Genomic DNA, 22,994 nt, shown 5'->3' with positions numbered 1-22,994 from the left:
GGGCTTGGCGAGATGTGCGGAGCCTCAGCCATGACAGACGAGATCAATTTCCGCATCCGTCCCGGCCGCATTCGCTCATCCGGCGCGCAGCGCGCACGGCCCTTCATCGCCCAGGCGCTCGCCGCCGCCAAAAAGGCCGGGGCCGGCGTCTCCCGCTCAGGGCGGATCGTCTCCGGTCATCGCTCCCGCTTCGGCCGGGGACAGCGCGCCAGCGTCCAGGCAAATCGGCTGATTACGGCCCGTACACGCGGCGCGGTTATCAAGGCGCGGGTGGTGCGTCATAGCGCCCGGTCGGCGCCGCTCGCCGCCCATCTCACCTATCTGCGCCGCGAGGGCGTGACCCGGGACGGGGAGAAGGCCCGGCTGTTCGGCCCCGGCGGGGAGGACGTCGATCCCAAAGCGTTCGCCGGACGCTGCGAAGGTGATCGCCACCATTTCCGGTTCATCGTGTCCCCGGACGACGCGACGGAGATGACGGACCTCAAATCCTTCGCCCGCGATCTCGTCGGTCAGATGGAGAAGGATCTTGGCACCCGTCTGGACTGGGTGGCCGTCGATCACTGGAACACCGAGCATCCGCACGTCCATCTGATCGTGCGCGGCGTCCGCGACGACGGCCAGGATCTCGTCATCTCCCGCGATTACATCAAGGACGGAATGCGCGACCGCGCCCGCGATCTCATCACTCAGGAGCTGGGGCCGAGAACCGATCTCGACATCCGCCGCGGGCTGGAACGCCAGGTCGATGCGGAGCGCTGGACGCAGCTCGATCGCCAGCTTGTCCGCGACGCACGAGACTCCGGTGTCATCGATCTGGCCCCACGACCGGGCGAGCAACCGGATGCGTATCACGCCCAGAAGGTCGGACGGCTGCGCAAACTCGAAGGGCTGGGTCTCGCCGCCGAAGTCGGTCCCGGCCAATGGACGATCGACGACAAGGCCGAGGCGGTGCTTCGAGAACTGGGTGAGCGCGGTGACATCATCAAGCGGATGCACCGCGCACTGACCGAGCGCGGCATCGAGCGTGGATCGGCGAGCTATGTGCTGGCCGCCGAGAGCCTTGACGTGCCCATCATAGGCCGGCTGGTGACGCGCGGTCTCGACGACGAGCTGAGCGGCACCGCTTACGCCGTGGTCGATGGTGTGGACGGGCGCACCCACCATATCAAGATGCCCGATCTCGATGCCGCCGGCGACAGCGCGCCCGGGTCGATCGTCGAGCTGCGTCGGTTCGATGACGCCAAGGGACAGCGCCGGGTCGCCATCGCCATCCGCTCTGATCTCGACATCGATCGCCAGATCACAGCATCGGGTGCGACCTGGCTCGACCGGCAGAACATCGCGCGCGAACCGGTCGCGCTGTCCGATGGCGGGTTCGGGGCCGAGGTCCGCCAGGCGCTCGACCGCCGAGCCGAGCATCTGGTCGAGCAGGGTTTCGCCGAACGCGGCGGCCAGCGCGTCATCTTCACCCGGAACCTGATCGACACGCTGCGTGCCCGGGAGCTGGAGGCGCTGGGGGAGAAGCTGGCGGCCGAGACCGGCCAGTCCTTCAACCGCGCCGCCAGCGGCGAATATGTCGCCGGCTCCTATCGCCAGCGCTTCACGCTCGCCTCCGGCCGCTTCGCCATGCTGGACGACGGCCTTGGCTTCCAACTCGTGCCCTGGACGCCCTCCCTCGAAAAGCACCTGGGCCGCCATGTCTCGGGCATCGCCCGCAGCGATGGCGGCATCGACTGGAGCTTCGGCCGCAAGCGCGGCCTCGGCCTTTGATCCCATGCAGAAAGACCCGACGATGTCCGCTACCAAAATACTCTGGGGCCAGATTCTTGTCGTCGCCGCCATTGTCCTGACCTGCGTCTGGGGCGCGACCGAATGGGTCGCCTGGCGTCTCGCCTTCCAGCCCGAATTGGGCGCACCGTGGTTCCGGCTGCTCGGTTTTCCCTTCTACCTGCCGCCGTCCTTCTTCTGGTGGTGGTACGCTTATGATGCCTATGCGCCACAGGTCTTCATTGAGGGCGCCTATATCGCCGCTTCGGGTGGATTGATCGGCGCCGCCGTCGCGATTCTCATGTCGGTCTGGCGGGCGCGCGAGGCCAAGAATGTCGAGACTTATGGGTCCGCGCGCTGGGCCGAGAAGGGGGAGGTTCAGGGCGCCGGCCTGCTCGGCGCCGATGGCGTGGTGCTCGGCCGCTATGATCGCGACTATCTTCGCCATGACGGGCCGGAGCATGTGCTGTGCTTCGCGCCGACCCGCTCCGGCAAGGGCGTCGGTCTGGTCGTGCCCTCGCTGCTGACCTGGCCGGGATCGGCTATTGTCCACGACATCAAGGGCGAGAACTGGCAGCTCACCGCCGGCTTCCGGTCGAAGCATGGCCGCGTGCTGCTGTTCGATCCGACCAACGCCAAATCCTCGGCCTATAATCCGCTGCTGGAAGTGCGCCGCGGCGAATGGGAAGTGCGCGACGTCCAGAACATCGCCGACATCCTGGTCGATCCCGAAGGCAGTCTTGAGAAGCGAAACCACTGGGAGAAAACCAGCCATGCCCTGCTGGTCGGCGCGATCCTGCATGTCCTCTATGCCGAATCCGACAAGACGCTGGCTGGCGTCGCCGCCTTCCTGTCCGATCCAAAGCGGCCGATCGAATCCACGCTCGCGGCGATGATGAAGACCGCGCATCTGGGCGAAGCAGGGCCACACCCCGTCATCGCCAGCGCCGCCCGCGAGCTGTTGAACAAATCGGAGAACGAACGATCGGGCGTGCTCTCAACCGCCATGTCGTTCCTCGGCCTCTACCGCGATCCCGTCGTCGCCGAGGTCACGCGCCGCTGCGACTGGCGGATCGGCGATATCGTGGGTGGGAAGCATTCCGCCACGCTTTACCTTGTCGTGCCGCCCTCCGACATCAACCGCACCAAGCCGCTGATCCGCCTGATCCTCAATCAGATCGGCCGCCGCCTGACCGAGGATCTGCAGGCGAAAGGCGGCCGCCATCGCCTGCTCTTGATGTTGGACGAGTTCCCGGCGCTCGGACGGCTCGACTTCTTCGAGAGCGCGCTGGCCTTCATGGCCGGTTACGGCCTCAAGAGCTTCCTGATCGCCCAGTCGCTGAACCAGATCGAGAAGGCGTATGGCGCCAACAATTCGATCCTCGACAACTGCCATGTCCGCGTCAGCTTCGCCACCAATGACGAGCGCACCGCCAAGCGGGTGTCGGACGCCCTCGGCACCGCCACCGAAATGAAGGCAATGCGGAACTATGCCGGGCACCGGCTTTCGCCCTGGCTCGGCCATCTGATGGTGTCGCGCTCGGAAACCGCCCGACCGCTGCTCACGCCCGGCGAGGTGATGCAGCTCCCGCCGACCGACGAGATCGTCATGGTCGCCGGCCTTGCCCCGATCCGGGCGAAGAAGGCGCGCTACTATGAGGACGCCAGGTTCAAGGAACGCATCCTGCCGCCGCCGGCACTTGCCGCGCCCAAAATTGCCCGGCCTGACGATTGGACCGCCTTGCCATTGCCACCCGGCCCGCAGATCGCCGAGGGGACGGCAGCCGCTGAAACCGGGGATGACGATCCCACCGAATCCGAACGCCGCCAGCAGCCGGAACTCAACCGGGTACTGTCGCCCGAGAAGAAGATGCCGATCGACAATCCGTTCGAGATCGACGCCGACCGCGACGAGACGGAGGACGATGCAGCGCGCAACAGCAGGATGAGCCGGTTGATGCAGGGCGTGGCGCGCCAGGTCTCGCTCGATCCCGGTGATGGAATGGAACTGTGAGGGACCGATGACGAAACCGCCCCGTAAGCAGCGCCTCTCCGTCTATCTCGATCCCTCCATCATGAGCCGCCTGGCGGAACATGCCGCGCGCCGCGACCATTCGCGCTCGCTGGTGGCGGAAGCGGCGATCGAATCCTTCCTCTCGCCCGATGCCGCCGAACGGCAGGAGGCCGTCATCGCCAAGCGCCTCGACCAGCTCGATCGACGCATGACGAGGCTGGAGCGCGATGTCGGCATCGCCGTGGAGAGCCTTGCCGTCTTCATCAAATACTGGGTCTCGACCACGCCGACCTTGCCGGAGCCAGCCGCCCAGGCGGCCCGCGCCAAGGCGGGCGAACGCTACGATCAGTTCGTCACGGCGCTCGGCCGCCGTCTCGCCAAAGGACCGAAGCTGCGGCAGGAAATCTCGGAGGACATAATGGGAAACGGGTCAGATTAAGTCTTCCTACGCACGACGTTAGCCCTCGCGGCACAAGGTGTCTAATCGCCTGACTTACTGACCCGTATCGGGGTTGAAACATGAAGCGGCTCGAAGTCCAGCGGTGTCGGGTCATCGCCTTGACCGTTCTCGAAAAGCAACTGGGCCAGTCCGCTCGTCAACATGCAGAGATGCGGACCGGGATTCTCGACGATGCCTTCGTGCAGAACCGGACCATGGGCAAACAGGATCCCCCCGGACGGCTGGACCCACCGGCCGATCTCGGCGGCTTCGCATTTCCATGGATCAACCCGATTTTGGATCAGAAGATCAAGGCCACTCCAGTCCGCCCAGAAGATGCCGACGCCCGCGCCGGTATCCTTGATGCGAACGAAGTAGACCTTCGTTTCGTCAGTGTGTCCGTAATCGCCCATCGCTGCCTCCTGGCGCAGTCACGTCGTGACGCTCCAATCTTTTAACAGATGTCTTGGCAAAAGAAAGCTGTCCTGATAGAGGAAGTTCGGAAAGGGGCGCTCGGCGATGCGGCGATTCGGATGGAAGACGGCGGTGATCGCTCTCCTGTCGTTTTTGCCAGCGGCTTGCGGCTCCAATGCAAGCACTCAGCATGAGAGCGCCAAACCAGATACGAATGCCGAGCAGGTGCAGGCATCGGCCGGGAAGCCCGCACAGTCGGGCGATTGCATCGTTTCCCCGGTGGCAGAAGCCGAGAGCATCGCGCTCGACGATATACGCTGGCAGCGCTTCGATTTCTGGGTCGATCGGATGCGCCGCGGCGTCGCGCGACCCGCCGACGCCGGCGACCGGTCCGGCATCGGGCATTTCTGCGGCAGTTGGCTGGTAACGGTGCGTCAGCCCGATGCCGATAGTCGTTCGGGGACCATCGGTCTGACGGTGATGCCTGACGGCAGCTATTTCGCGCTGGTCCGTGACGGGCTGGCGGACGATGGCTACGAGTTCCACATCGATCGCGGGCAACTGGCGGCGAGCGAGCGCGGTCTGCGCTTCGTTTCCGATCAGGGCTGGAACGACGAGGGACAATGGTTGCCGGTCAAGGGCGGTGGCATGGTCGCGATGATGCTACAGCGCATCCTGCTGTTTCAACCGATCGGGCCGATTGCCGGCCGACAGGTACGGACCGTGGCGGACAGCGTGGCGACGACGGGCAAGGACATGGCCTCCAACGTCGCGCTGGCGTTGGCCGTCGCGCACACCTGGTCGCCCGACGCCGAACTGCGCGCGCTGGAGGCGCGACCGCACGATGGCGATTTCACGAACCCGGTCATCGTCCCGTCCTTCTATTCGCCGCAGAAGAACGTGACGATGGTCATGCTGTTCGATCCCGCCAAGGGGCAACTGCCGTCCGGCCGGACCTATCCGGGCGATGCGACCGGCACGGCGCACGCCATCCCGGCCGCGGCGACAGGCCTGCCGGCGGTCGCGGGCGGCGGTCGCGACGACGGCCCTGCTGTCTTGCGCTGGTGGGGAGACGGAGACGCCGCGCGACTGTGGTGGGTGTTCGGGCGCCCGATGACCGCGAGTGGTCGCGGCGACATTTGCTATGATGTGAAGCAGGGCACGACGCGGGACTGCCGGGCGCTGTTCGGCGATGATGTCGCCGATTACGAACGGCGCGCTGCCCAAGTCAGACGCGCACGTGCGCGACCGCCTGCGCCGTCTCCGCTGCAAGAAGGGGAAGCGAACGGCTGGTTCCTACCCCCGTGTGCGCGGGGCGGATTCGCGCCCGGTGATCAATGCTGGGACGGCGGACCGAAGACCGTGGTGCAATGAAGTCAACCGGGACGTTGGAACCGTGGTGCGGGAAAGGCGATGATGGGGAAAGTATCGAGCGTGGCGGGCAATCTGCTCAAGGTCGGACTGATGGTCCTGTTGGTAGTTTGGGTCTGGGGCGCGCGCCGGCAGGCGGGCGACCGTCACTGCTATCCGGTGAAGGCGACCCAGGAAGAGGCGTTCGGTTTCTTCGACTGGATCGCGACCGGGTGGGACTGGCCGCTTCACTGGATCAACGGCACGCGCGCCGAACCGATCCCGTGCAAACCGGGCGTCATCGGCATCATGCAGGGCAAGGTCACGGTCGATATCTCCGACGACGTTTGGAGGGGGAGCGAGGCGTTTCGGAGCGAGGCGTTTCCCGGCGTCGGTGGCGTAGTGAAAAACGGGCACAACCCGCTCGACGCCATAACCAGCTCGCCGGTCGGGCATCGCTATCTCGATCGCTACCTGGCCGAGCATTCCGGCAACCGGGCCGCGACGCCGGGCGCCACACCGACCACCGCCACTGGCGACGAGGATCAGGGTCTCAGCCCCGAGGCGCGCGACCTGTTGGACCGGCGCCTGCAAGAGATGAATCGCTCGAACGTTCAGCGGTGACGCGCGCCATGCGCAGCGGATGGCGCGCGGCATGGCGGGCGAGCAGCATCGCCGCCGCCTGCGCGGTATCGCGTCGCATCCCGGTCATCACCGTCGCGACCACGGCGCTGTCCGGACGGCTCGCCATGCAAAGCCGCGATGCCTCGTTCCGTATCTTGACCACCACACACAGGCCGCGCGCGACGTCGCTATAGGCGACCGACCGGATCGGACCGACCCTCGCCAGCCAGCCCGACGGCAGGAAGCCGCGCAGGAACGCGCGATCGTCATCGCCTTGCGGTCCATCGCCCAGGCCGCGCGACAGCAGCGCCACCCGCCGCGCATCCTCTGCGGATCGGTAGAAGGTCAGCATCATGCGCGCGCCGTCGCTGCGTCCGACCCAGCGCCGCGCCCAGGGGCCGCGCGTATCGTCGGACGCGAAACGCTCGGCGCGTTCGGCGCCCCACGGCGCAAGCAGCGGCCGTGGTGAGGCGAGCAGAAGCGCCACCGGGAGCAGATACCTCACGCACCAAGCTCCATCATCGTCATTAGCCGCTCGAACGGCTGCGGCACCGCATCGGGGAACAGTTGATCGAGCAGTTCCGGCGGTGTCGCCGGATCGCGCGCCGCCGCCCGCGCGAGCAGCGCGATGGCGAGGTGATCCGGCGTCAGATGCAACGCGGCTGCCGTATCGCGAACGACGGGCACGGCGGCGACCTCGCGCACCAGCGCCGCCGCCGCCGGCGGCAGGTGCGCGGGATCGCCGGAGCGCAGCGACAGCATCCCGTCCTGACGCCACAGCACCTGTCCGGCCGCCGACCGCAGACGGCGGCCGAGCAGCGGCAGGTTGAGCGGCCGTGTCCGTGGCAGCAGATGATCGCGCAGCCAGTTGCCAAGCCGGACGGTCCACGGCGCGCGGGCGTTGGGGGTCGGAAGCCTCGGCAATGTCCTGCCTCGCCGGCCGGGCTGGATGTCGCCACCATCATCCAGTGGCGGCGCTTCAATGACCGGTGAGACGGGTTCCGCGACCGGCGGCATCGCGGCGGGGACGGGCTGGACCTCGGCCGCCCGCGCATCGACCAGCGCGAGCTTGCGCATCGCGGGCAGGACGCCGGACGCCTCTCCCTCCGGGCCGACGAAGACGAGGCTGGTTTCCGTCGTCAGCAGATTGCCCTTCACCGCCAGGTCGCGCACCCGCGCGCGATCGACTTTGCCGCCGGCCGTGAGCAGCGCCGCGATTTCGGTCGCGCAATGCAGCGCCATTTCCGCGCGCACGTCGTCGGCCGAGCGATCGGTCAGCGCCCCCTTGAAGCCGGCTGGGACGACGACCTCCAGCATTATCGGCGACCCGTCGATCCGCTGCTTCGGCGGCAGATCGCGTCCGGCGGCGAGCACCCGGATCGCGTCGGCGCCCTCAATGGTCAGCGTGACCGGATGCGACACGCCGCTGTGGCGCGGCAGCAAATGATCGGGCAACGCCGGAACGGCGCGGTCCGGATCCACGCCCGGGCACAGCCGCAGCATCGCGCCGGTCTCCCCGATACCGATCACGCTTTCGAAACGCAGCGTGACCGACTCTCCCGGCCGGACGCCGGCGACCGACAGCGCCTGCCAGCCCTGCTTCAGTTCTTCCAGAAGGATCGCTCGGTTCCCGTCGATCGCACCGCCGTCATAGGTCCCTTCGGCGCGACGACGCGCGCGCGCGCGCGCGCTCCAGCGCTGGTCGCCGATGCTGACCGCCATGTCGTGGACGACGGCCCCGGCCAGCGCTGGTGGCATCGTCAACACCACCTCGATCGGCACGTGTTCTCGATTGGTAAACGTGCGCACGAGGATCAGCCGGGCGATCGGCGGCACAATGCGGAGCCGGATGTCGGTGGTATCGAGCAGCAACGGCGGGCGGGGTGTCGCCGCGGGCCGCAACAGCGGCAGCAGCGGATCGGTCAGCCCGGGGCCGGTCGGCTCGATCATCCCGCCCCCCCGGCCGCTGCGCGCCGGCGCGGCTTCGATGCCCCGCTGGACAGGGCGGACCGCAACCGCGCCTCCGTCCGCTCGACGATCTGATCGACCGCCGCATCACTGCCCAGAAGCTCGGGCGCGATGACCAGCGTCACGCCATCCACGACCGGAACGGGTACGCCTTCGCGGGCGTCGAGAAGCAACCGGATCGCCGCGTTGGGAAAGCCAAGATCCTTGAGGCGCTGGAACCGCCGGATCGCCTTGACATGCGCGTCACCGTAGCGGGCATAGGTCCGCCCGCCATCCGGCGAAGGAACGAAGCCCTCGCCGATCAGGAACCGGATCTGGCGAACCGTCGCGCCTGTCGCGGCGGCCAGGTCATCGAGTTTCATGGGATATCAGCATATCGACCTGTCCGTGGGCGACCCAGGAATTCCAGCATCGCCGTTGCTCCCTTTTAACACATGATTTGTGAAAAGCAATTCGGTCGGTGACGGTGCGCACATTCTCCCTTGCCGTATATCTCGCTTCTTGCGACAATATTCTTGTCAAAAGAGACAGGGGACGAGTCGGATGAATATGCGTCTAGCGCTGCTGACCATCGCGTTGCTGTCGGGATGCAATCGGCCATCGGACAGCTCGAACACCGCGACGCAGTTGGAAGGGGAGAACCGATCGCAGGAAACGACCGAACCTTTTGCCGCGACCAATGCCCTTGCAGGCGGCTTCGACGCCCGCGCCGATATCGACAGCTACAACCGCACGGTCGAGCTTGCGAAGGATGCGCTCGCGCTTGGCAATCTCTCCGGTGCCTCGGGCGTCAGGAAGGAAACGCCCGGAATGTCCGAGGGCGAGCGGGAGTTCACCGCACGCGCGCTCGCCAGCACCCTCCCGCCAGTCGGCAGCGGTGATGGACCCGAACGCGTGGTGCAGCACGAGGTCAATCTCGATCCGCCCCGGGATGCCAAATGGATCGCGCGGTCACGGGTCGTCTATGCGGGTGCAAGGCCGATCGAAGTCTATCTGTTCGATGACCCGGTTGTTCCCGCCAACGCCGCGCCCGAAGATGCGGCGTCGATGCTGGCGTGGAAATCCGACCGGCTCATCGACATGCCGATCGGAGAACTGGCGCGCACGAGCAGCACGGGCAAAGGCCCCGCGGCGTGGTGCATCGCGTTTCCGATAAAGGTGTCACGCGAGGGCATCTGCACCATGACCGCCAACAGCACGAAGCGGTTGCTGCTGACCACCTACATTCGCCGCGACGACAGCGAGCCTGTCGCCAACCGCGAGGCTCTCGGACGGCTTTTTGACGCACTAAGAGCAATGTATGCGAAGCGGTGAGCAGCAATCATCTGATTGCCCACATCGCTAAAAGGCCGATACCTGGTGGTCTATGGACGATCGCCAGGACAGGAAGGCGACAACTCCCTATGTTTATTTGGGTCTTGCTTCTCGCGTGGATCGGATCCGTTGTGATCGTCGTCCGCTCCTTTCCGAAGGCACCGGAGGTACGGCGTCGTCTGAATGCCTTATTGTTCATGATCATACCGTGGGGTCTCACGATTTTCTTGGGTCCTTTCGTGATAGACCATCATGCGGTCGGCACGCACATCCGGGAACGGATGATATTCGGCCAGTATGCGGCCGTGGTCCTTCTTTGTTTCATTGCTGCTATCGGCATCGTTCGGGCGCGTGGCGCGAGACGATGCGCATTGGCGATCAGCGTCGCTAACTTGATCCCAGTCTTTCTGCTGGTCTGCGTCAGCGTCATGATCCTTGACCCCGGCTCCTAAGCAACGCGCAACGTGCGTGAACCGAGTGCCGCCAACCGTCGCAGCCGCGCCGATCCGCTTGCGGCACGCGCCACGGCCGGCGAGCGCTACGATCAGTTCGTCACCGCGCTCGGCCGCCGTCTCGCCAAAGGACCGAATCTGCGGCAGGAAATCTCGGAGGACGTGCCGTCAAACGAGTCTGGGTAGGTATCAGGTCACATAGCGTCACGGACGCTTGAACCTTGCTCGCATGAGTTCCGCCTCTTCGCGGATCACACATCCAACGACGTGATCGTTGATGAGGCCCATCGCCTGCATGAATGCATAGACGGTGGTCGGGCCGACAAAGGCCCAGCCGCGTTTCTTGAGGTCTTTCGACAATGCGATGGAAGCGGCCGTGGTCGACGCCGTTTGCGGCGCAGCCAGTTCGTCCGCCTTCGGCTCGAAGCGCCAGATATAGGCGGCGATCGAGCCTTCCCGCTTCACCATCTCTTGCGCCCGCTTGGCATTGTTGATGACAGCGGCGATCTTGCCACGATGTCGGACAATGCCGGCGTCGGCGAGGAGGCGTTCGACATCCGCATCGGTGAAGCGTGCGATGCGGTTGAAATCGAACCCGTGAAACGCGGCACGGAAATTCTCGCGCTTCGCAAGGATGGTCCGCCAGCTCAGACCCGATTGGAACCCTTCGAGGCACAACTTCTCGAATAGACGGCGATCATCAGCGACCGGGAAGCCCCATTCGGTGTCATGATAGTGCAGGAACTCGGGCGCCGCCGCGCACCAGCGACAGCGCGGGCGATCGTCGGGACCGGGAATGGTTGCGTTCATAGCTCAAACCTTGAGGAAGGCGAGCCGGTCATCGGTGCGGCCGGGCGTGACGGCGAGGATATCGGCGCTGACCACGCCTTCGGCAACGAAGGGATCGTCGCGCACCCGCGTTTCGATCTCTTCGGCCGAAGCGTTGTGCGCGATGATCGCGCCGCCCATGTTCGGCAGGAGACTTCCAACCAGCAGGAAGACGCCATCGTCGAAGCCCTGCCTGATCCAGGCATTATGCCCGTCCATGAACTGCGGAGCCTTGGTCTTGTCGGCGAAGCGAAGGGTGATGATGAACATGCTGGCATCCTCAAGCGGGGTGGCGGGAATCGGCGGCTAAGGCGGCCGAACATTCTGTACGCAGCCACGCCTCAATGTCCGCGACCTCGCGGCGGATAAACTGTTCGTCCCGAAAGGCAGTGGCGAGTGTTGCGACGCCCTGGCTTCGCATCAAGAGATGAAGGGCCAGCGCATCCGCATCCGCATCACGCCCGAGCGCCGCGAACTGGCCCGCGAGCCAGTTGCGGAACAACGTGAGCAAGCCAGCGGCCTCATCCTTTGCCACATGATCGAGCTTGGCCAGCTCGTTGCACAGCGTTCCAACCGGGCAACCATACGCCATGATCTTCGTGCGGTTGGCGATCAGGATATGCACGAAGCTCAGGATGCGATCCGAAGGCGATTCCGTATCCTGCTCCCACGTTTCCAGCATGGCGCGGGTGTTCGAGATGCGCTGCGCGATCACCGCGGCGAGGATCTCGTCCTTGGTCTTGAAGTGATAATAGAAGTTGCCGCGTGACAGGCCGACATCCCTGGCGATGTCGGCAAACGACGACGCCTCGAAGCCATGCTCGTAAAAGAGACGGTCGGCGACATCGACGATCTGCCGGCGTGTATTGCTCGCACTCATATACGGCTTCCACGATCAGGGCGCAGAGACAAGCCAACCTGACCCGCGCCGTAGGACATTTGACCTAATTTTCTAGGTCGATTGTCCTACGGCGTCAAGAGCCTCGATTGAGGCACTATGTCTGCTCAGCGAATCGCCGACGGCGCATCACCGCGTTCTTCGTCAACCTCGAAGCTGTTGTCAGCAATAGGACATGGCGTTCCGCCGTTCTCCTGTATTTGCACGCTACACTACTACGACGCTGAATACTTGTTGTAACCGCCCAAAATCCGGCTCTTTTAATCAACCCCGCAAGGGGAAGGTCTGTCGATCCCCGCTGAACTCGGGGTGACATGAAGGCTTCACAACACAATCGAGAAGGTTTCGCACGCGGCGCGCGGATGCTGCGCACGGCGCTAGGGCCAGCGATTGCCCGGTTTCTGGAAGATGCGTCCGTCGTCGAGGTGATGCTGAACCCGGACGGGCGCATCTGGGTCGACCGGCCTTCCGAAGGACTGTCCGACACGGGCGAGCGGCTGTCGCCCGCCGATGGCGAGCGGATCGTCCGCCTGGTCGCCCACCATGTCGGCGCCGAGGTCCATGCCGGCGCCCCGCGCGTCTCGGCCGAGCTGCCCGAAACCGGAGAGCGGTTCGAGGGGCTGTTGCCACCCGTGGTCGCGGCCCCGGCCTTCGCCATCCGCAAGCCCGCCGTCGCCGTGTTCACGCTGGACGATTATGTCGCGGCGGGGATCATGTCGGCGGCCCAGGCCGATGCGCTGCGCGAGGGTGTCGCGTCCCGCGCCAACATCCTCGTCGCCGGCGGTACATCGACCGGCAAGACCACACTAACCAATGCGCTGTTGGCCGAAGTGGCGAAGACCTCCGATCGCGTCGTCATCATCGAGGATACCCGCGAACTGCAATGCGCTGCACCCAACCTCGTCGCCATGCGGACCAAGGATGGCGTCGCCTCGCTCTCCGATCTCGTCCGCTCCAGCTTACGCCTGCGCCCCGACCGCATCCCCATCGGTGAGGTGCGCGGCGCGGAAGCTCTCGACCTCCTGAAGGCATGGGGCACCGGCCATCCCGGCGGTGTCGGCACGATCCACGCCGGCAGCGCCATTGGCGCTTTGCGGCGGATGGAACAGCTCATTCAGGAAGCCGTCGTCACCGTACCCCGCGCGCTGATCGCCGAGACGATCGACCTGGTGGCCGTGCTGTCCGGCCGCGGTTCCGCGCGGCGCGTGTCCGAACTCGCCCGCGTCGCGGGCCTCGGCCCGGACGGGGATTACCGCATCGCGCCCGTCAACCATCACCCCCAGCCTGAAGGAGCCTCCCAATGATGCCTGTTGTCCACCGCCTGCGCCTGTCGCGCCGGCGCCTCGCCATGACCGTTTCGGTCGCCACGCTCAGCGTGATGGTGGCGGCGCCCGCCCATGCTTCCGGCTCATCGATGCCGTGGGAAGCGCCGCTGCAATCCATCCTCCAGTCGATCGAAGGACCCGTCGCCAAGATCATCGCCGTCATCATCATTATCACCACCGGCCTGACGCTGGCCTTCGGCGATACCAACGGTGGGTTCCGCCGACTGATCCAGATCGTCTTCGGCCTGTCGATCGCGTTCGCCGCGTCGAGTTTCTTCCTGTCGTTCTTCTCGTTCGGCGGCGGGGCGCTGGTCTGATGGGCGTCGTCGATCAGGGCGGAGAGGTGCCGGGCTACACCGTCCCGCTGCACCGGGCGCTCAGCGAACCCATCCTGCTCGGCGGCGCGCCGCGCGCCATCGCCATCATGAACGGTACGCTGGCCGGCGCGGTCGGGCTCGGCCTGCGGCTCTGGCTGGCCGGCATCCTCATCTGGGCGATCGGGCATTTCGCGGCGGTGTGGGCGGCGAAGCGCGATCCGCTCTTCGTCGAGGTCGGCCGCCGCCATCTACGCATCCCCGCGCACCTTTCGGTCTGAGGGGGCGCGGCCATGATGAACCTCGCCGAATATCGCGACAGACAAGCCCGGCTCGCCGATTTCCTGCCCTGGGTGGCGCTGGCGGCTCCCGGCATCGTGCTCAACAAGGACGGCAGCTTCCAGCGCACCGCGCGGTTTCGCGGTCCCGATCTGGATTCGGCCGTGCCGGCCGAGCTGGTGGCCGTCGCCGGCCGCCTCAATAACGCCTTCCGCCGTTTGGGTTCGGGCTGGGCGATCTTCGTCGAGGCGCAGCGCCATGCCGCCGCGACCTATCCGAACAGCACCTTCCCGGATTCGGCGTCGGCGCTGGTCGATGCGGAACGGAAAGCCGATTTCGAGGAAGCCGGATCGCATTTCGAGTCGGGCTATTTCCTCACCTTCACCTATCTGCCGCCGGCCGAGGACGCGGCGCGCGCCGAGACCTGGCTCTATGAGGGCCGCGAGAAGACCGGTATCGATCCCCATGAGGTGATGGCTGGCTTCGCCGACCGCACCGACCGGCTGCTGCGCCTGGTCGAAGCCTTCATGCCGGAATGCCGCTGGCTCGATGACGGCGAAACGCTGACTTATCTGCATGGCTGCGTCTCGACACACCGCCATCGCGTCCGCGTCCCCGAGACGCCGGTCTATCTCGACGCGCTGCTCGCCAATCAGCCGCTCACCGGCGGGTTGGAACCGCGCCTGGGGTCGGCGCATCTGCGCGTGCTGACCATCACCGGCTTCCCGACCGCCACGACGCCGGGCCTGCTCGACGAGCTGAACCGGCTGGCCTTTCCCTATCGCTGGTCCACCCGCGCGATCCTGCTCGACAAGACGGACGCGACGAAGCTGCTGACGAAGATTAGGCGGCAATGGTTCGCCAAGCGCAAGTCGATCGCCGCGATCCTGAAGGAGGTGATGACCAACGAGGCGTCGGCGCTGGTCGATACCGACGCCTCGAACAAGGCAGCGGACGCCGATCTCGCGCTTCAGGAACTCGGCGCCGACTATGCCGGCATCGCCTATGTCACCGCGACGGTGACGGTGTGGGACGCCGATCCGCGCATCGCCGACGAGAAGCTGCGGCTGGTCGAGAAGGTCATTCAGGGCCGCGACTTCACCGCGATGGCCGAGACCATCAACGCCGTGGACGCCTGGCTGGGATCATTGCCCGGCCATGTCTACGCCAATGTCCGGCAGCCGCCGATCTCCACGCTCAATCTCGCCCACATGATTCCCCTGTCAGCGGTGTGGGCGGGGCCGGAACGGGACGAGCACTTCGCAGCCCCCCCGCTGCTGTTCGGCAAGACCGAAGGCTCGACCCCGTTCCGGTTTTCCCTTCATGTCGGCGATGTCGGCCATACGCTGATCGTCGGCCCGACCGGCGCGGGCAAGTCGGTGCTGCTGGCGCTGATGGCCTTGCAGTTCCGGCGCTATGCCGGCGCGCAGGTCTTCGCCTTCGACTTCGGCGGCTCGATCCGCGCGGCGGCGCTCTCCATGCGCGGCGACTGGCACGATCTCGGCGGCGGGCTGACCGAGGGCAGCGCCGACAGCGTATCGCTGCAACCGCTCGCCCGCGTCGATGACGCCGCCGAACGGGCATGGGCGGCCGACTGGCTCGGCGCGATCCTCGCCCGCGAAAGCGTCGCCATCACGCCGGAGGTGAAAGAGCATCTCTGGACAGCGCTGACCTCGCTGGCCTCCGCGCCGATCGAGGAACGCACGATCACCGGCCTCTGCGTCCTCTTGCAGTCCAACGACCTCAAGCAGGCGCTGCGTCCCTATTGCATTGGCGGGGCGTGGGGCCGGTTGCTCGATGCCGAGGCCGAACATCTCGGCACGGCGACGGTGCAGGCGTTCGAGACCGAGGGGCTGATCGGCACCGAAGCCGCGCCCGCCGTGTTGGCCTATCTGTTCCATCGCATCGAAGACCGGCTCGACGGATCGCCGACCCTCATCATCGTCGATGAGGGCTGGCTCGCGCTCGACGACGAGGGCTTCGCCGGCCAGCTCCGCGAATGGCTGAAGACGCTCAGGAAGAAGAACGCCAGCGTCATCTTCGCCACGCAGTCGCTGTCGGACATCGACGGCAGCGCCATCGCGCCCGCCATCATCGAAAGCTGCCAGACCCGGTTGCTGCTTCCCAACGAGCGCGCGATCGAGCCGCAGATCACCGCCATCTATCGCCGCTTCGGTCTCAACGACCGGCAGATCGAGATCATCGCGCGGGCCATGCCCAAGCGTGACTATTACTGCCAGTCGCGGCGCGGCAACCGGCTGTTCGAGCTGGGCCTGTCGGAGGTGGCGCTAGCGCTCTGCGCCGCATCCTCGAAGACCGATCAGGCCGCCATCGCCCGCGTCACCGCCGAGCATGGCACGGACGGATTCCTCGACGCCTGGCTGCGCCATCGCGGCGTCGGCTGGGCCGCCGATCTCATTCCCAACCTCACCAACAAGGAGAAGTCCCAATGAAACTGCGCCGTTCACGCGCGGCGTTGCTTGCCGCGTCCATCCTGTCCGTCCCGCTGGCCCTGTCGCCGATCATCACGACACCAGCGCAGGCGCAATGGGTCGTGTTTGATCCGTCCAACTATGCGCAGAACGTGCTGACCGCCGCGCGCTCGCTTCAGCAGATCACCAACCAGATCACCTCGCTCCAGAACGAAGCGCAGTCGCTCATCAATCAGGCGCGCAATCTGGCGAGCCTGCCTTACTCGTCACTCCAGCAGTTGCAGCAGTCGGTGCAGCGCACCCAGCAACTGCTCAGCCAGGCGCAGAACATCGCCTATGACGTCCAGAAGATCGATCAGGTCTTCAGCCAGAAATACTCGACCGCTTCCATGTCGGCGTCGGACGCGCAGCTCGTCGCCGACGCGAAATCGCGCTGGCAGAACACGGTCGGCGGCTTGCAGGACGCGATGCGCGTGCAGGCCACCGTGGTCGGCAACATCGACACCAACCGCACGCAGATGTCGGCGCTGGTCGGGTCGAGCCAGTCGGCGACCGGCGCGTTGCAGGCGACGCAGGCCGGTAACCAGCTTCTCGCGCTCCAGGCCCAGCAACTCGCCGACCTCACCGCGCTCGTTGCCGCCAACGGCCGGGCGCAGGCGCTGACGGATGCCGAACGCGCTGCCGCCGCCGCACAGGGACAGGAACAGCGCCGCCGCTTCCTGACGCCGGGATCGGGCTACCAGCCCGGCAACGCGCAGATGTTCCACGGTAACAACTGAGCGGGGGCGTGATGGACGGCAAGACCCTCGCGCGTATCGGCGCCATCGTCTTCGTCGCGCTGGCGATCACCGCCACCGCAATCGAGATAAACCGGCCCGCCGAGCGGGCGGACGATCCGGTCGCGCAGGTGCGACCGGCACCGGCGCGAGATCCGCTGCGCGTGGAACTCGCGCGGTGTGGCGCAATGGGCGAAGCCGGTGGGCGCGATCCGTCCTGCCTTCACGCCTGGGCCGAAAACCGTCGCCGCTTCCTGGGCCAGCCCGCGCCGGTCGCGTCCCCGGAGCCGACCGCTCCAACCCCGTCCATACCAGACCAGAACGGGAGCCGCTGAGATGCAGGGCGCCGGCGTCATCGACCATTTCCTGGATGTCTTCACCCGCTATATCGACAGCGGCTTCGGCCTGCTGCGCCCCGAAGTGGCGTTCATCGCGACCACGCTGATCGTCATCGACGTGACGCTGGCGGCGCTGTTCTGGTCGTGGGGCGCCGATGAGGACATCATCGCGCGGCTGGTCAAGAAGACGTTGTTTGTCGGCGTGTTCGCCTACATCATCGGCAACTGGAACAACCTCGCCCGCATCGTCTTCGAGAGCTTCGCCGGTCTCGGGCTGAAGGCGTCAGGCACGGGGTTCACCACCGCCGATCTCCTGCGCCCCGGCAAGGTCGCGCAGACCGGCCTCGACGCCGCCCGGCCGCTGCTCGATTCCATCTCCGACCTGATGGGCTGGGTCTCGTTCTTCGAGAACTTCATCCAGATCGCCTGCCTGATGTTCGCCTGGGCGCTGATCCTGCTCGCCTTCTTCATCCTCGCCGTCCAGCTCTTCGTCACCCTGATCGAGTTCAAGCTGACGACGCTCGCCGGCTTCGTGCTGATCCCGTTCGGCCTGTTCGGTAAATCCGCCTTCATGGCCGAGCGCGTCCTCGGCAACGTCATCTCGTCGGGCATCAAAGTCCTGGTGCTCGCCGTCATCATCGGCATCGGCTCGACCCTGTTCTCCGAGTTCACCGCCGGCTTCAACGGCGCGACGCCCTCGATCGACGACGCCATGACCATCGTGCTCGCGGCCCTGGCACTGCTGGGCTTGGGCATCTTCGGCCCCGGCATCGCCAACGGTCTCGTTTCCGGCGGCCCGCAGCTTGGTGCGGGCGCGGCGGTCGGCACGGGTCTCGCCGCCGGTGGCATGGTCGCGGCGGGTGCAGCGACGGTCGGCGCCGTGGCATCTGGTGGAGCTGCCCTTGCCGGAGGCGCTGCCGCTGCCGCCCGTGGCGGGGCCACACTCGCGGGTGGCGCGTCCACCGCCTACAGCCTTGGCGCGGCCGGCCAGTCCGGCGCATCCGGCGTTGCCTCCGGTCTTGGCAATGTCGCATCGACCGGCGCATCGAAAGCCGGCTCTGCCATCGCCAGCCCATTCCGGCGTGCCGCCGCCTCGATGCGCGAGAGCTTTGAAGCGGGTGGCCGCGCCGTATCCGGTGATGCGGGCGCGGCCGAGGCAGATGCCAGCTCCGCCGCATCTGCACCCGCCGCCTCCGCCACGCCATCGTCCGCCGACCGCCCGCCCGCCTGGGCCAAACGCATGAAGCGCGGCCAGCAGATGACGCATGGCGTCCAGGCCGCTGCCCACGCCGTCAAATCCGGCGATGCCCATGGCGGCGGCTCTTCCGTCAACCTCTCCGAAAGCGACTGACCATGTTCAAGCGACCTTCCACCCACTACGGCAAATCCCCCGAACCCGAGACGCCCTATCAGCGCGCCGCCCAGGTCTGGGACGACCGCATCGGCTCGGCCCGTGTACAGGCGAAGAACTGGCGGCTGATGGCCTTCGGCTCGCTGGCGCTCTCCGCCGCTCTCTCGGCCGGAGTGTTCTGGCAGTCGATGAACGGTTCGATCGTGCCATGGGTGGTGCAGGTCGATCGGCTTGGACAGGCGCAGGCGATTGCGCCCGCGACCGCCGACTATCAGCCGAACGACGCGCAGATCGCCTTCTACCTCGCGCGGTTCATCGAGCAGGTCCGGGGCATTCCGGCCGACGCCATCATCGTGCGGCAGAACTGGCTGCGCGCCTATGACTTCACCACGCAGGCCGGCGCGCTGGCGCTCAACGACTATGCGCGCTCGAACGATCCGTTCGCCAAGGTCGGCAGGCAGCAGGTCGCGGTCGAGGTGTCGAGTGTGATCCGCGCCTCGCCATCGAGCTTCCGCGTCGCCTGGATCGAGCGCCGCTATCAGGACGGTTCGCTCGCCAGCTCCGAACGCTGGTCCGCGATCCTCACCGTCGCCGTACAGCCGCCCCGCGATGCCGACACGCTGCGGAAGAACCCGCTGGGAATCTACATCAACGCCATCAACTGGTCGAAGGAGCTTGGACAATGACACCGACCTTCCGCAAAGCTGGGAGGCCGGCTTTCCGCAATGCCTCACTCGCGGCTTTCCTGCTTTCCGCTTGCGCCCTCACGGGCTGTGCGGGGCACACCCCACCGCCGGAGATTTCCTATGACGATGCGGCTCCGGCCGTCATCGCCGCCGATCCGCCCAAGCCCGTGCAGGTCGTCGAGCTGCCCAGGCCGCTGCCGCTTCCCGGCCAGTTGAAACCGGTCAGCAAGGACGGCAAGCCCGAGCCAGAAGCCGCCGATCCGACCGTGCGCGTCAACCAGGCCAATGCCGCCGCGCGGATGCAGCCGGTGCGTAACGGCTTCATCAATTCGATGCAGGTCTATCCCTTCGTCGATGGCGCGCTCTATCAGGTCTATGCCTCGCCGGGGCAGATCACCGACATTTCGCTCCAGCCCGGAGAACAGCTCGTCGGCTCCGGCCCGGTCGCCGCTGGCGACACGGTGCGCTGGATAATCGGCGATACCGAGAGCGGCACAGGCGCGGCGAAGGTCGTGCATATCCTGGTGAAGCCCACGCGCGCCGAGCTGATGACCAACCTGGTTATCAACACTGATCGTCGCACCTACCATATGGAACTGCGCTCGACGCCTTCGACCTATATGGCGTCAGTGTCTTGGCAATATCCGCAGGACCAGCTCATCGCGCTGCGTCGCCAGAACAGCCAAGCCGAGGCCCAGCAACCGATCGCGAACGGCATCGATCTCTCCCGTGTAAATTTCCGCTACGAGGTGTTGGGCGACCGCGCGCCGTGGCGGCCGCTCCGCGCATTCGACGACGGCCGGCAGGTGTTCATCGAGTTTCCGCGCGGCATCGGCCAGGGCGAGATGCCGCCGCTGTTCGTCGTCGGGCCGGAGGGCGCGACATCCGAACTCGTGAACTACCGCGTGCGCGGCAACTACATGATCGTCGATCGGCTGTTCGCCGCCGCCGAGCTTCGCTTCGGAGCCGACAAGAACCAGAAGCGCGTCCGCATCTCCCGCACCGATGGGAGGCCAGCGTCGTGAAACAGGATGATCCCGACAAGAAAGAAGGGCGCGAGCCAGAGGTTGGGCGTCCTGTCGAGCCCACTGAAGATAATGCACGCCCGCTGACCGGCGAGCCGGTCGCGCCGATGCGGCTGCGGCCCGAGCCGCCGCGCATCACCCGCCTGTCGCGCAAGGTGCTCGCAGGTCTCGGTCTTGCCGCCAGCGTCGGCGTCGGCGGCGCGCTGATCTATGCGCTCCAGACCCGTCATGGCGGCGAACAAGGCCAGGAACTGATCTCAACCGATAACCGCACCACGCCGGATGGCCTCGCCGGACTACCCAAGGACTATAGCGGCGTCCCCAAACTCGGCCCGCCGCTGCCCGGCGATCTCGGCCGTCCGATCCTCAACGCACAGAATGCCGGTCAGCCCGTACCGACGCCGGGGATTGCCACCCCTTTGGGGCCTGTCGGACCAACACCGGAGGAACAACGCCGGGCGCAGGAACTGGAATCGGCGCGGACCGCAAGGCTGTTCGCCAACACCGAAACGAGGCCGGGGAACACCGCCACAACGCCGACTACCGCGACCGTACCGCAACCCGATCTCGCCAGTCTCGGCCTCGCGCCGCAGCCAGCCACACCCTCGGCGCAGGATCGGCAACTCGCCTTCCTCAACCAGACGCCCGACAAGCGCACCGTCTCCCCGGATCGCGTTGTAGCGCCCGCGTCGAAGAATGTGCTTCAGGCTGGCGCGGTGATCGCCGCCGCGCTCATCACCGGCATCCACTCCGATCTGCCAGGCCAGATCACGGCGCAGGTGACGGAGAATGTCTATGACAGCCCGACGGGTAAGATCCTACTCGTGCCGCAGGGCACCCGCGTCATCGGCCAGTATGATAGCGGCGTCGGGTTCGGACAGCGCCGCATCCTGCTCGTCTGGAGCCGGCTAATCTTCCCGAATGGCCACTCGATCGTACTGGAACGCCAACCCGGCGCCGACGCCGAGGGCTATGCCGGGCTGGAGGATGGCGTCGATTACCATTGGGGCGAACTGTTCAAGGCCGCGGCCTTGTCCACGCTGCTCAGCGTCGGCGCAGAATCTGGTTCGTCGAGCGGCGAAAGCGACATTGTGCGGGCCCTGCGTAACGGCGCATCGAACAGCATCAGCCAGACCGGCCAGCAGATCGTCCAGCGCCAGCTCAATATCGCACCAACGCTCACCATCCGGCCGGGCTTCCCCGTCCGCGTGATCGTCACGCGCGATCTTGTACTCGAACCCTACGGAGGCTGACATGGCGAAGCTGAAACTCGGCCCCATAACCGACGACAAGCCGGTCAAAGTCACGCTGGAACTGCCGGCCGGTCTGCACCGCGAACTTGTTGCCTATGCAGACATCCTCGCCAGCGACGCCGGGCAGGCTGTTGGCGATCCTGTTCGTCTGATCGTGCCAATGCTGCAGCGCTTCATCGCGACGGATCGGGAGTTTGTGAAGGCCCGGCGTGCAATGCTGCCGACTTCGCGGAACCGTTGATCCCGAAAGACTGATCCACTCGCGCCATTGAACGCGCGAGATCGAGCAGTCGCAGGAATGCCGGATTATCATTGCGCGACGCCCAGACGGCGCGAAATGGCAATATCTCGCCGACGATCGGGCGAAACACCACGCCGGGAAACTGCGTGCCCGTCGTGGCCTCGCTGGTCACGGTGAGTCCGCGTCCGAGCGCCACAAGCTGCATCAGATTATCTCGTCCTACCGCCTGCTGCTGGATCTCGGGATGGTGTCCGAGGTCGGCGAGACGCTGGACGAGATAGTCGTGGATTTCTTCGCCGGGCGCGCTCTCGCTGACTATGAAGGGCTCGCCAGCCAGATCGCCGAAGGTGACTTCCATGTCGTCGGCATGAGGGTGATGCAAAGGCAACACCGCGAAGATGCGTTCCGTCCAAAGGTGCTGGCTCTGGCAATCCGGCCAGCTCGTGAGCCCAGTCAAGAACGCAACGTCGAGTTGACGCTGCCGCACGGCGGCGACGTGTTCAGCGGGATTACCATCGGCAAAGCTCAACTTCACCGCTTTGTAGCGCTGCCCGAAGGCTTGGAAGAGGTCAGCCAGAAAGCCAGAGGCCAGCGACGAAAAGATGCCGATTCGAACTTCGCCATCTTCCCCGCGGCCGATCGCAGACACTTCCGCTCGCGCCATCCCGATTTGCGACAGTGCCTTTCGACCGCGTTGAACGAATTGCCTGCCTGCTTGGGTGAGTTGCACGCCACCTGCCGATCGCGTGAACAAGGGGGCGCCAAGCCGATCTTCCAGATCACGAATTCGGCGGCTGATAGCTGATTCCTGTATGCCCAGTGCGGCAGCTGCTCGGCGAAAGCTACCGTGATCGGCAGCGGCAATCACATAACGAATGTGCCGAATTTCAAAGGGCAACGCAGCAA

General features: G+C 65.9%; 27 protein-coding genes. 19 read left to right on the top strand and 8 right to left on the bottom strand.

All coding sequences use genetic code 11. The features are described 5' to 3' along the window. The first annotated feature begins 30 nt into the window (after positions 1-30). The 3 genes from GGQ61_RS02640 to GGQ61_RS02630 are packed head-to-tail and all read left to right on the top strand — an operon-like array spanning position 31 to position 4,220. Positions 31-1,770, top strand: coding sequence for a relaxase/mobilization nuclease domain-containing protein (locus tag GGQ61_RS02640; protein WP_054362444.1), 1,740 nt, complete (start codon positions 31-33; stop codon positions 1,768-1,770). Between the two features lie 22 nt (positions 1,771-1,792). Beyond that, on the top strand, positions 1,793-3,781 hold the full coding sequence (locus tag GGQ61_RS02635) for a conjugal transfer protein TraG (protein ID WP_054362469.1): 1,989 nt from the start codon (positions 1,793-1,795) through the stop codon (positions 3,779-3,781). Continuing rightward, positions 3,765-4,220, top strand: coding sequence for a CopG family transcriptional regulator (locus GGQ61_RS02630; protein ID WP_425500966.1), 456 nt, complete (start codon positions 3,765-3,767; stop codon positions 4,218-4,220). The genes GGQ61_RS02635 and GGQ61_RS02630 overlap by 17 nt, the downstream gene beginning before the upstream one ends. Positions 4,221-4,261: 41 nt before the next feature. On the opposite strand, the gene GGQ61_RS02625 is transcribed toward GGQ61_RS02630, so the two are convergent. Beyond that, positions 4,262-4,633, bottom strand: a complete 372-nt coding sequence (locus tag GGQ61_RS02625) for a hypothetical protein (RefSeq protein WP_054362446.1) — start codon at positions 4,631-4,633, stop codon at positions 4,262-4,264. 133 nt (positions 4,634-4,766) lie between these two features. Between GGQ61_RS02625 and GGQ61_RS02620 the strand changes: the two genes are divergently transcribed. Together GGQ61_RS02620 and GGQ61_RS02615 are read left to right on the top strand one after the other, a co-directional pair. Further along, the gene (locus tag GGQ61_RS02620) at positions 4,767-6,008 is read left to right on the top strand and encodes a hypothetical protein (protein WP_152982305.1); all 1,242 of its coding nucleotides are present in this window, start codon (positions 4,767-4,769) and stop codon (positions 6,006-6,008) included. 39 nt (positions 6,009-6,047) lie between these two features. Continuing rightward, the gene (locus GGQ61_RS02615) at positions 6,048-6,608 is read left to right on the top strand and encodes a hypothetical protein (protein WP_066652946.1); all 561 of its coding nucleotides are present in this window, start codon (positions 6,048-6,050) and stop codon (positions 6,606-6,608) included. Here the strand turns inward: GGQ61_RS02615 and GGQ61_RS02610 are convergent. From GGQ61_RS02610 to GGQ61_RS02600, 3 genes are read right to left on the bottom strand one after another with little or no spacing between them, the layout of a single operon-like run. Further along, positions 6,538-7,113 carry a hypothetical protein gene (locus GGQ61_RS02610; RefSeq protein ID WP_066656330.1) on the bottom strand — a complete coding sequence of 192 codons (576 nt, stop codon included), beginning with the start codon at positions 7,111-7,113 and terminating at the stop codon, positions 6,538-6,540. The two genes, GGQ61_RS02615 and GGQ61_RS02610, sit on opposite strands and share 71 nt — an antisense overlap. Beyond that, complete coding sequence (locus GGQ61_RS02605) at positions 7,110-8,558, bottom strand: VIT domain-containing protein (RefSeq protein WP_066652942.1); 1,449 nt, start codon at positions 8,556-8,558, stop codon at positions 7,110-7,112. The genes GGQ61_RS02610 and GGQ61_RS02605 overlap by 4 nt, the downstream gene beginning before the upstream one ends. Then, positions 8,555-8,938: a helix-turn-helix domain-containing protein gene (locus GGQ61_RS02600; protein ID WP_054362450.1), complete on the bottom strand. Its 384-nt coding sequence runs from the start codon at positions 8,936-8,938 to the stop codon at positions 8,555-8,557. The genes GGQ61_RS02605 and GGQ61_RS02600 overlap by 4 nt, the downstream gene beginning before the upstream one ends. Positions 8,939-9,119: 181 nt before the next feature. Here GGQ61_RS02600 and GGQ61_RS02595 point away from each other — a divergent pair, with 181 nt between their 5' ends. The 3 genes from GGQ61_RS02595 to GGQ61_RS02585 all read left to right on the top strand — a co-directional run bounded on the left by GGQ61_RS02595 (position 9,120) and on the right by GGQ61_RS02585 (position 10,528). Then, positions 9,120-9,890 (top strand): hypothetical protein, encoded by a 771-nt coding sequence (locus GGQ61_RS02595; RefSeq protein WP_054362451.1) that lies wholly within the window; start codon positions 9,120-9,122, stop codon positions 9,888-9,890. Between the two features lie 89 nt (positions 9,891-9,979). Continuing rightward, a complete protein-coding gene (locus GGQ61_RS02590) occupies positions 9,980-10,342 on the top strand; it encodes a hypothetical protein (RefSeq protein ID WP_054362452.1) in 363 nt (120 codons plus the stop codon). 12 nt (positions 10,343-10,354) lie between these two features. After that, positions 10,355-10,528, top strand: a complete 174-nt coding sequence (locus GGQ61_RS02585; protein ID WP_246370424.1) for a hypothetical protein — start codon at positions 10,355-10,357, stop codon at positions 10,526-10,528. Positions 10,529-10,546: 18 nt separating this feature from the next. Here GGQ61_RS02585 and GGQ61_RS02580 read toward each other — a convergent pair whose 3' ends face one another. The 3 genes from GGQ61_RS02580 to GGQ61_RS02570 are packed head-to-tail and all read right to left on the bottom strand — an operon-like array spanning position 10,547 to position 12,050. Beyond that, positions 10,547-11,152, bottom strand: coding sequence for a DNA-3-methyladenine glycosylase I (locus GGQ61_RS02580; protein WP_054362453.1), 606 nt, complete (start codon positions 11,150-11,152; stop codon positions 10,547-10,549). A gap of 3 nt (positions 11,153-11,155) precedes the next feature. After that, complete coding sequence (locus GGQ61_RS02575) at positions 11,156-11,440, bottom strand: YciI family protein (protein WP_054362454.1); 285 nt, start codon at positions 11,438-11,440, stop codon at positions 11,156-11,158. Between the two features lie 10 nt (positions 11,441-11,450). Further along, positions 11,451-12,050 carry a TetR/AcrR family transcriptional regulator gene (locus GGQ61_RS02570; RefSeq protein WP_054362455.1) on the bottom strand — a complete coding sequence of 200 codons (600 nt, stop codon included), beginning with the start codon at positions 12,048-12,050 and terminating at the stop codon, positions 11,451-11,453. A gap of 380 nt (positions 12,051-12,430) precedes the next feature. Here GGQ61_RS02570 and trbB point away from each other — a divergent pair, with 380 nt between their 5' ends. Genes trbB through GGQ61_RS02515 form a run of 11 tightly spaced genes read left to right on the top strand, consistent with a single transcriptional unit; the run spans position 12,431 to position 22,088 of the window. After that, positions 12,431-13,372 (top strand): P-type conjugative transfer ATPase TrbB, encoded by a 942-nt coding sequence (gene trbB, locus GGQ61_RS02565; RefSeq protein WP_246370423.1) that lies wholly within the window; start codon positions 12,431-12,433, stop codon positions 13,370-13,372. Beyond that, positions 13,369-13,710, top strand: a complete 342-nt coding sequence (locus GGQ61_RS02560) for a TrbC/VirB2 family type IV secretion system protein (RefSeq protein WP_066652935.1) — start codon at positions 13,369-13,371, stop codon at positions 13,708-13,710. Before trbB ends, GGQ61_RS02560 begins: the two co-directional genes overlap by 4 nt. Then, positions 13,710-13,988 (top strand): VirB3 family type IV secretion system protein, encoded by a 279-nt coding sequence (locus GGQ61_RS02555; RefSeq protein WP_200912150.1) that lies wholly within the window; start codon positions 13,710-13,712, stop codon positions 13,986-13,988. The genes GGQ61_RS02560 and GGQ61_RS02555 overlap by 1 nt, the downstream gene beginning before the upstream one ends. 12 nt (positions 13,989-14,000) lie before the next feature. After that, positions 14,001-16,439 carry a conjugal transfer protein TrbE gene (gene trbE, locus GGQ61_RS02550; RefSeq protein ID WP_054362457.1) on the top strand — a complete coding sequence of 813 codons (2,439 nt, stop codon included), beginning with the start codon at positions 14,001-14,003 and terminating at the stop codon, positions 16,437-16,439. After that, on the top strand, positions 16,436-17,197 hold the full coding sequence (gene trbJ, locus GGQ61_RS02545) for a P-type conjugative transfer protein TrbJ (protein WP_054362458.1): 762 nt from the start codon (positions 16,436-16,438) through the stop codon (positions 17,195-17,197). Before trbE ends, trbJ begins: the two co-directional genes overlap by 4 nt. A gap of 11 nt (positions 17,198-17,208) precedes the next feature. Next, complete coding sequence (gene trbK-alt, locus GGQ61_RS02540; protein ID WP_054362459.1) at positions 17,209-17,529, top strand: putative entry exclusion protein TrbK-alt; 321 nt, start codon at positions 17,209-17,211, stop codon at positions 17,527-17,529. Between the two features lies 1 nt (position 17,530). Further along, entirely contained in the window at positions 17,531-18,883 is a 1,353-nt protein-coding gene (trbL, locus tag GGQ61_RS02535; RefSeq protein WP_066652932.1) for a P-type conjugative transfer protein TrbL, read from the top strand. A gap of 2 nt (positions 18,884-18,885) precedes the next feature. Further along, on the top strand, positions 18,886-19,569 hold the full coding sequence (gene trbF / locus GGQ61_RS02530) for a conjugal transfer protein TrbF (RefSeq protein ID WP_054362461.1): 684 nt from the start codon (positions 18,886-18,888) through the stop codon (positions 19,567-19,569). Then, complete coding sequence (trbG, locus tag GGQ61_RS02525) at positions 19,566-20,594, top strand: P-type conjugative transfer protein TrbG (protein WP_054362462.1); 1,029 nt, start codon at positions 19,566-19,568, stop codon at positions 20,592-20,594. The genes trbF and trbG overlap by 4 nt, the downstream gene beginning before the upstream one ends. Then, entirely contained in the window at positions 20,591-21,847 is a 1,257-nt protein-coding gene (locus tag GGQ61_RS02520) for a TraB/TrbI/VirB10 family type IV secretion system protein (protein WP_054362463.1), read from the top strand. The genes trbG and GGQ61_RS02520 overlap by 4 nt, the downstream gene beginning before the upstream one ends. A gap of 1 nt (position 21,848) precedes the next feature. Next, positions 21,849-22,088, top strand: coding sequence for a DUF2274 domain-containing protein (locus GGQ61_RS02515; protein WP_054362464.1), 240 nt, complete (start codon positions 21,849-21,851; stop codon positions 22,086-22,088). On the opposite strand, the gene GGQ61_RS02510 is transcribed toward GGQ61_RS02515, so the two are convergent. After that, entirely contained in the window at positions 22,021-22,986 is a 966-nt protein-coding gene (locus tag GGQ61_RS02510; protein ID WP_082730586.1) for a LysR family transcriptional regulator, read from the bottom strand. The two genes, GGQ61_RS02515 and GGQ61_RS02510, sit on opposite strands and share 68 nt — an antisense overlap. Between the last annotated feature and the right edge of the window lie 8 nt (positions 22,987-22,994).

Source organism: Phenylobacterium haematophilum (assembly GCF_014196295.1).
GTDB lineage: Bacteria > Pseudomonadota > Alphaproteobacteria > Caulobacterales > Caulobacteraceae > Phenylobacterium > Phenylobacterium haematophilum.
This window is presented reverse-complemented; position numbering and strand designations above follow the sequence as displayed.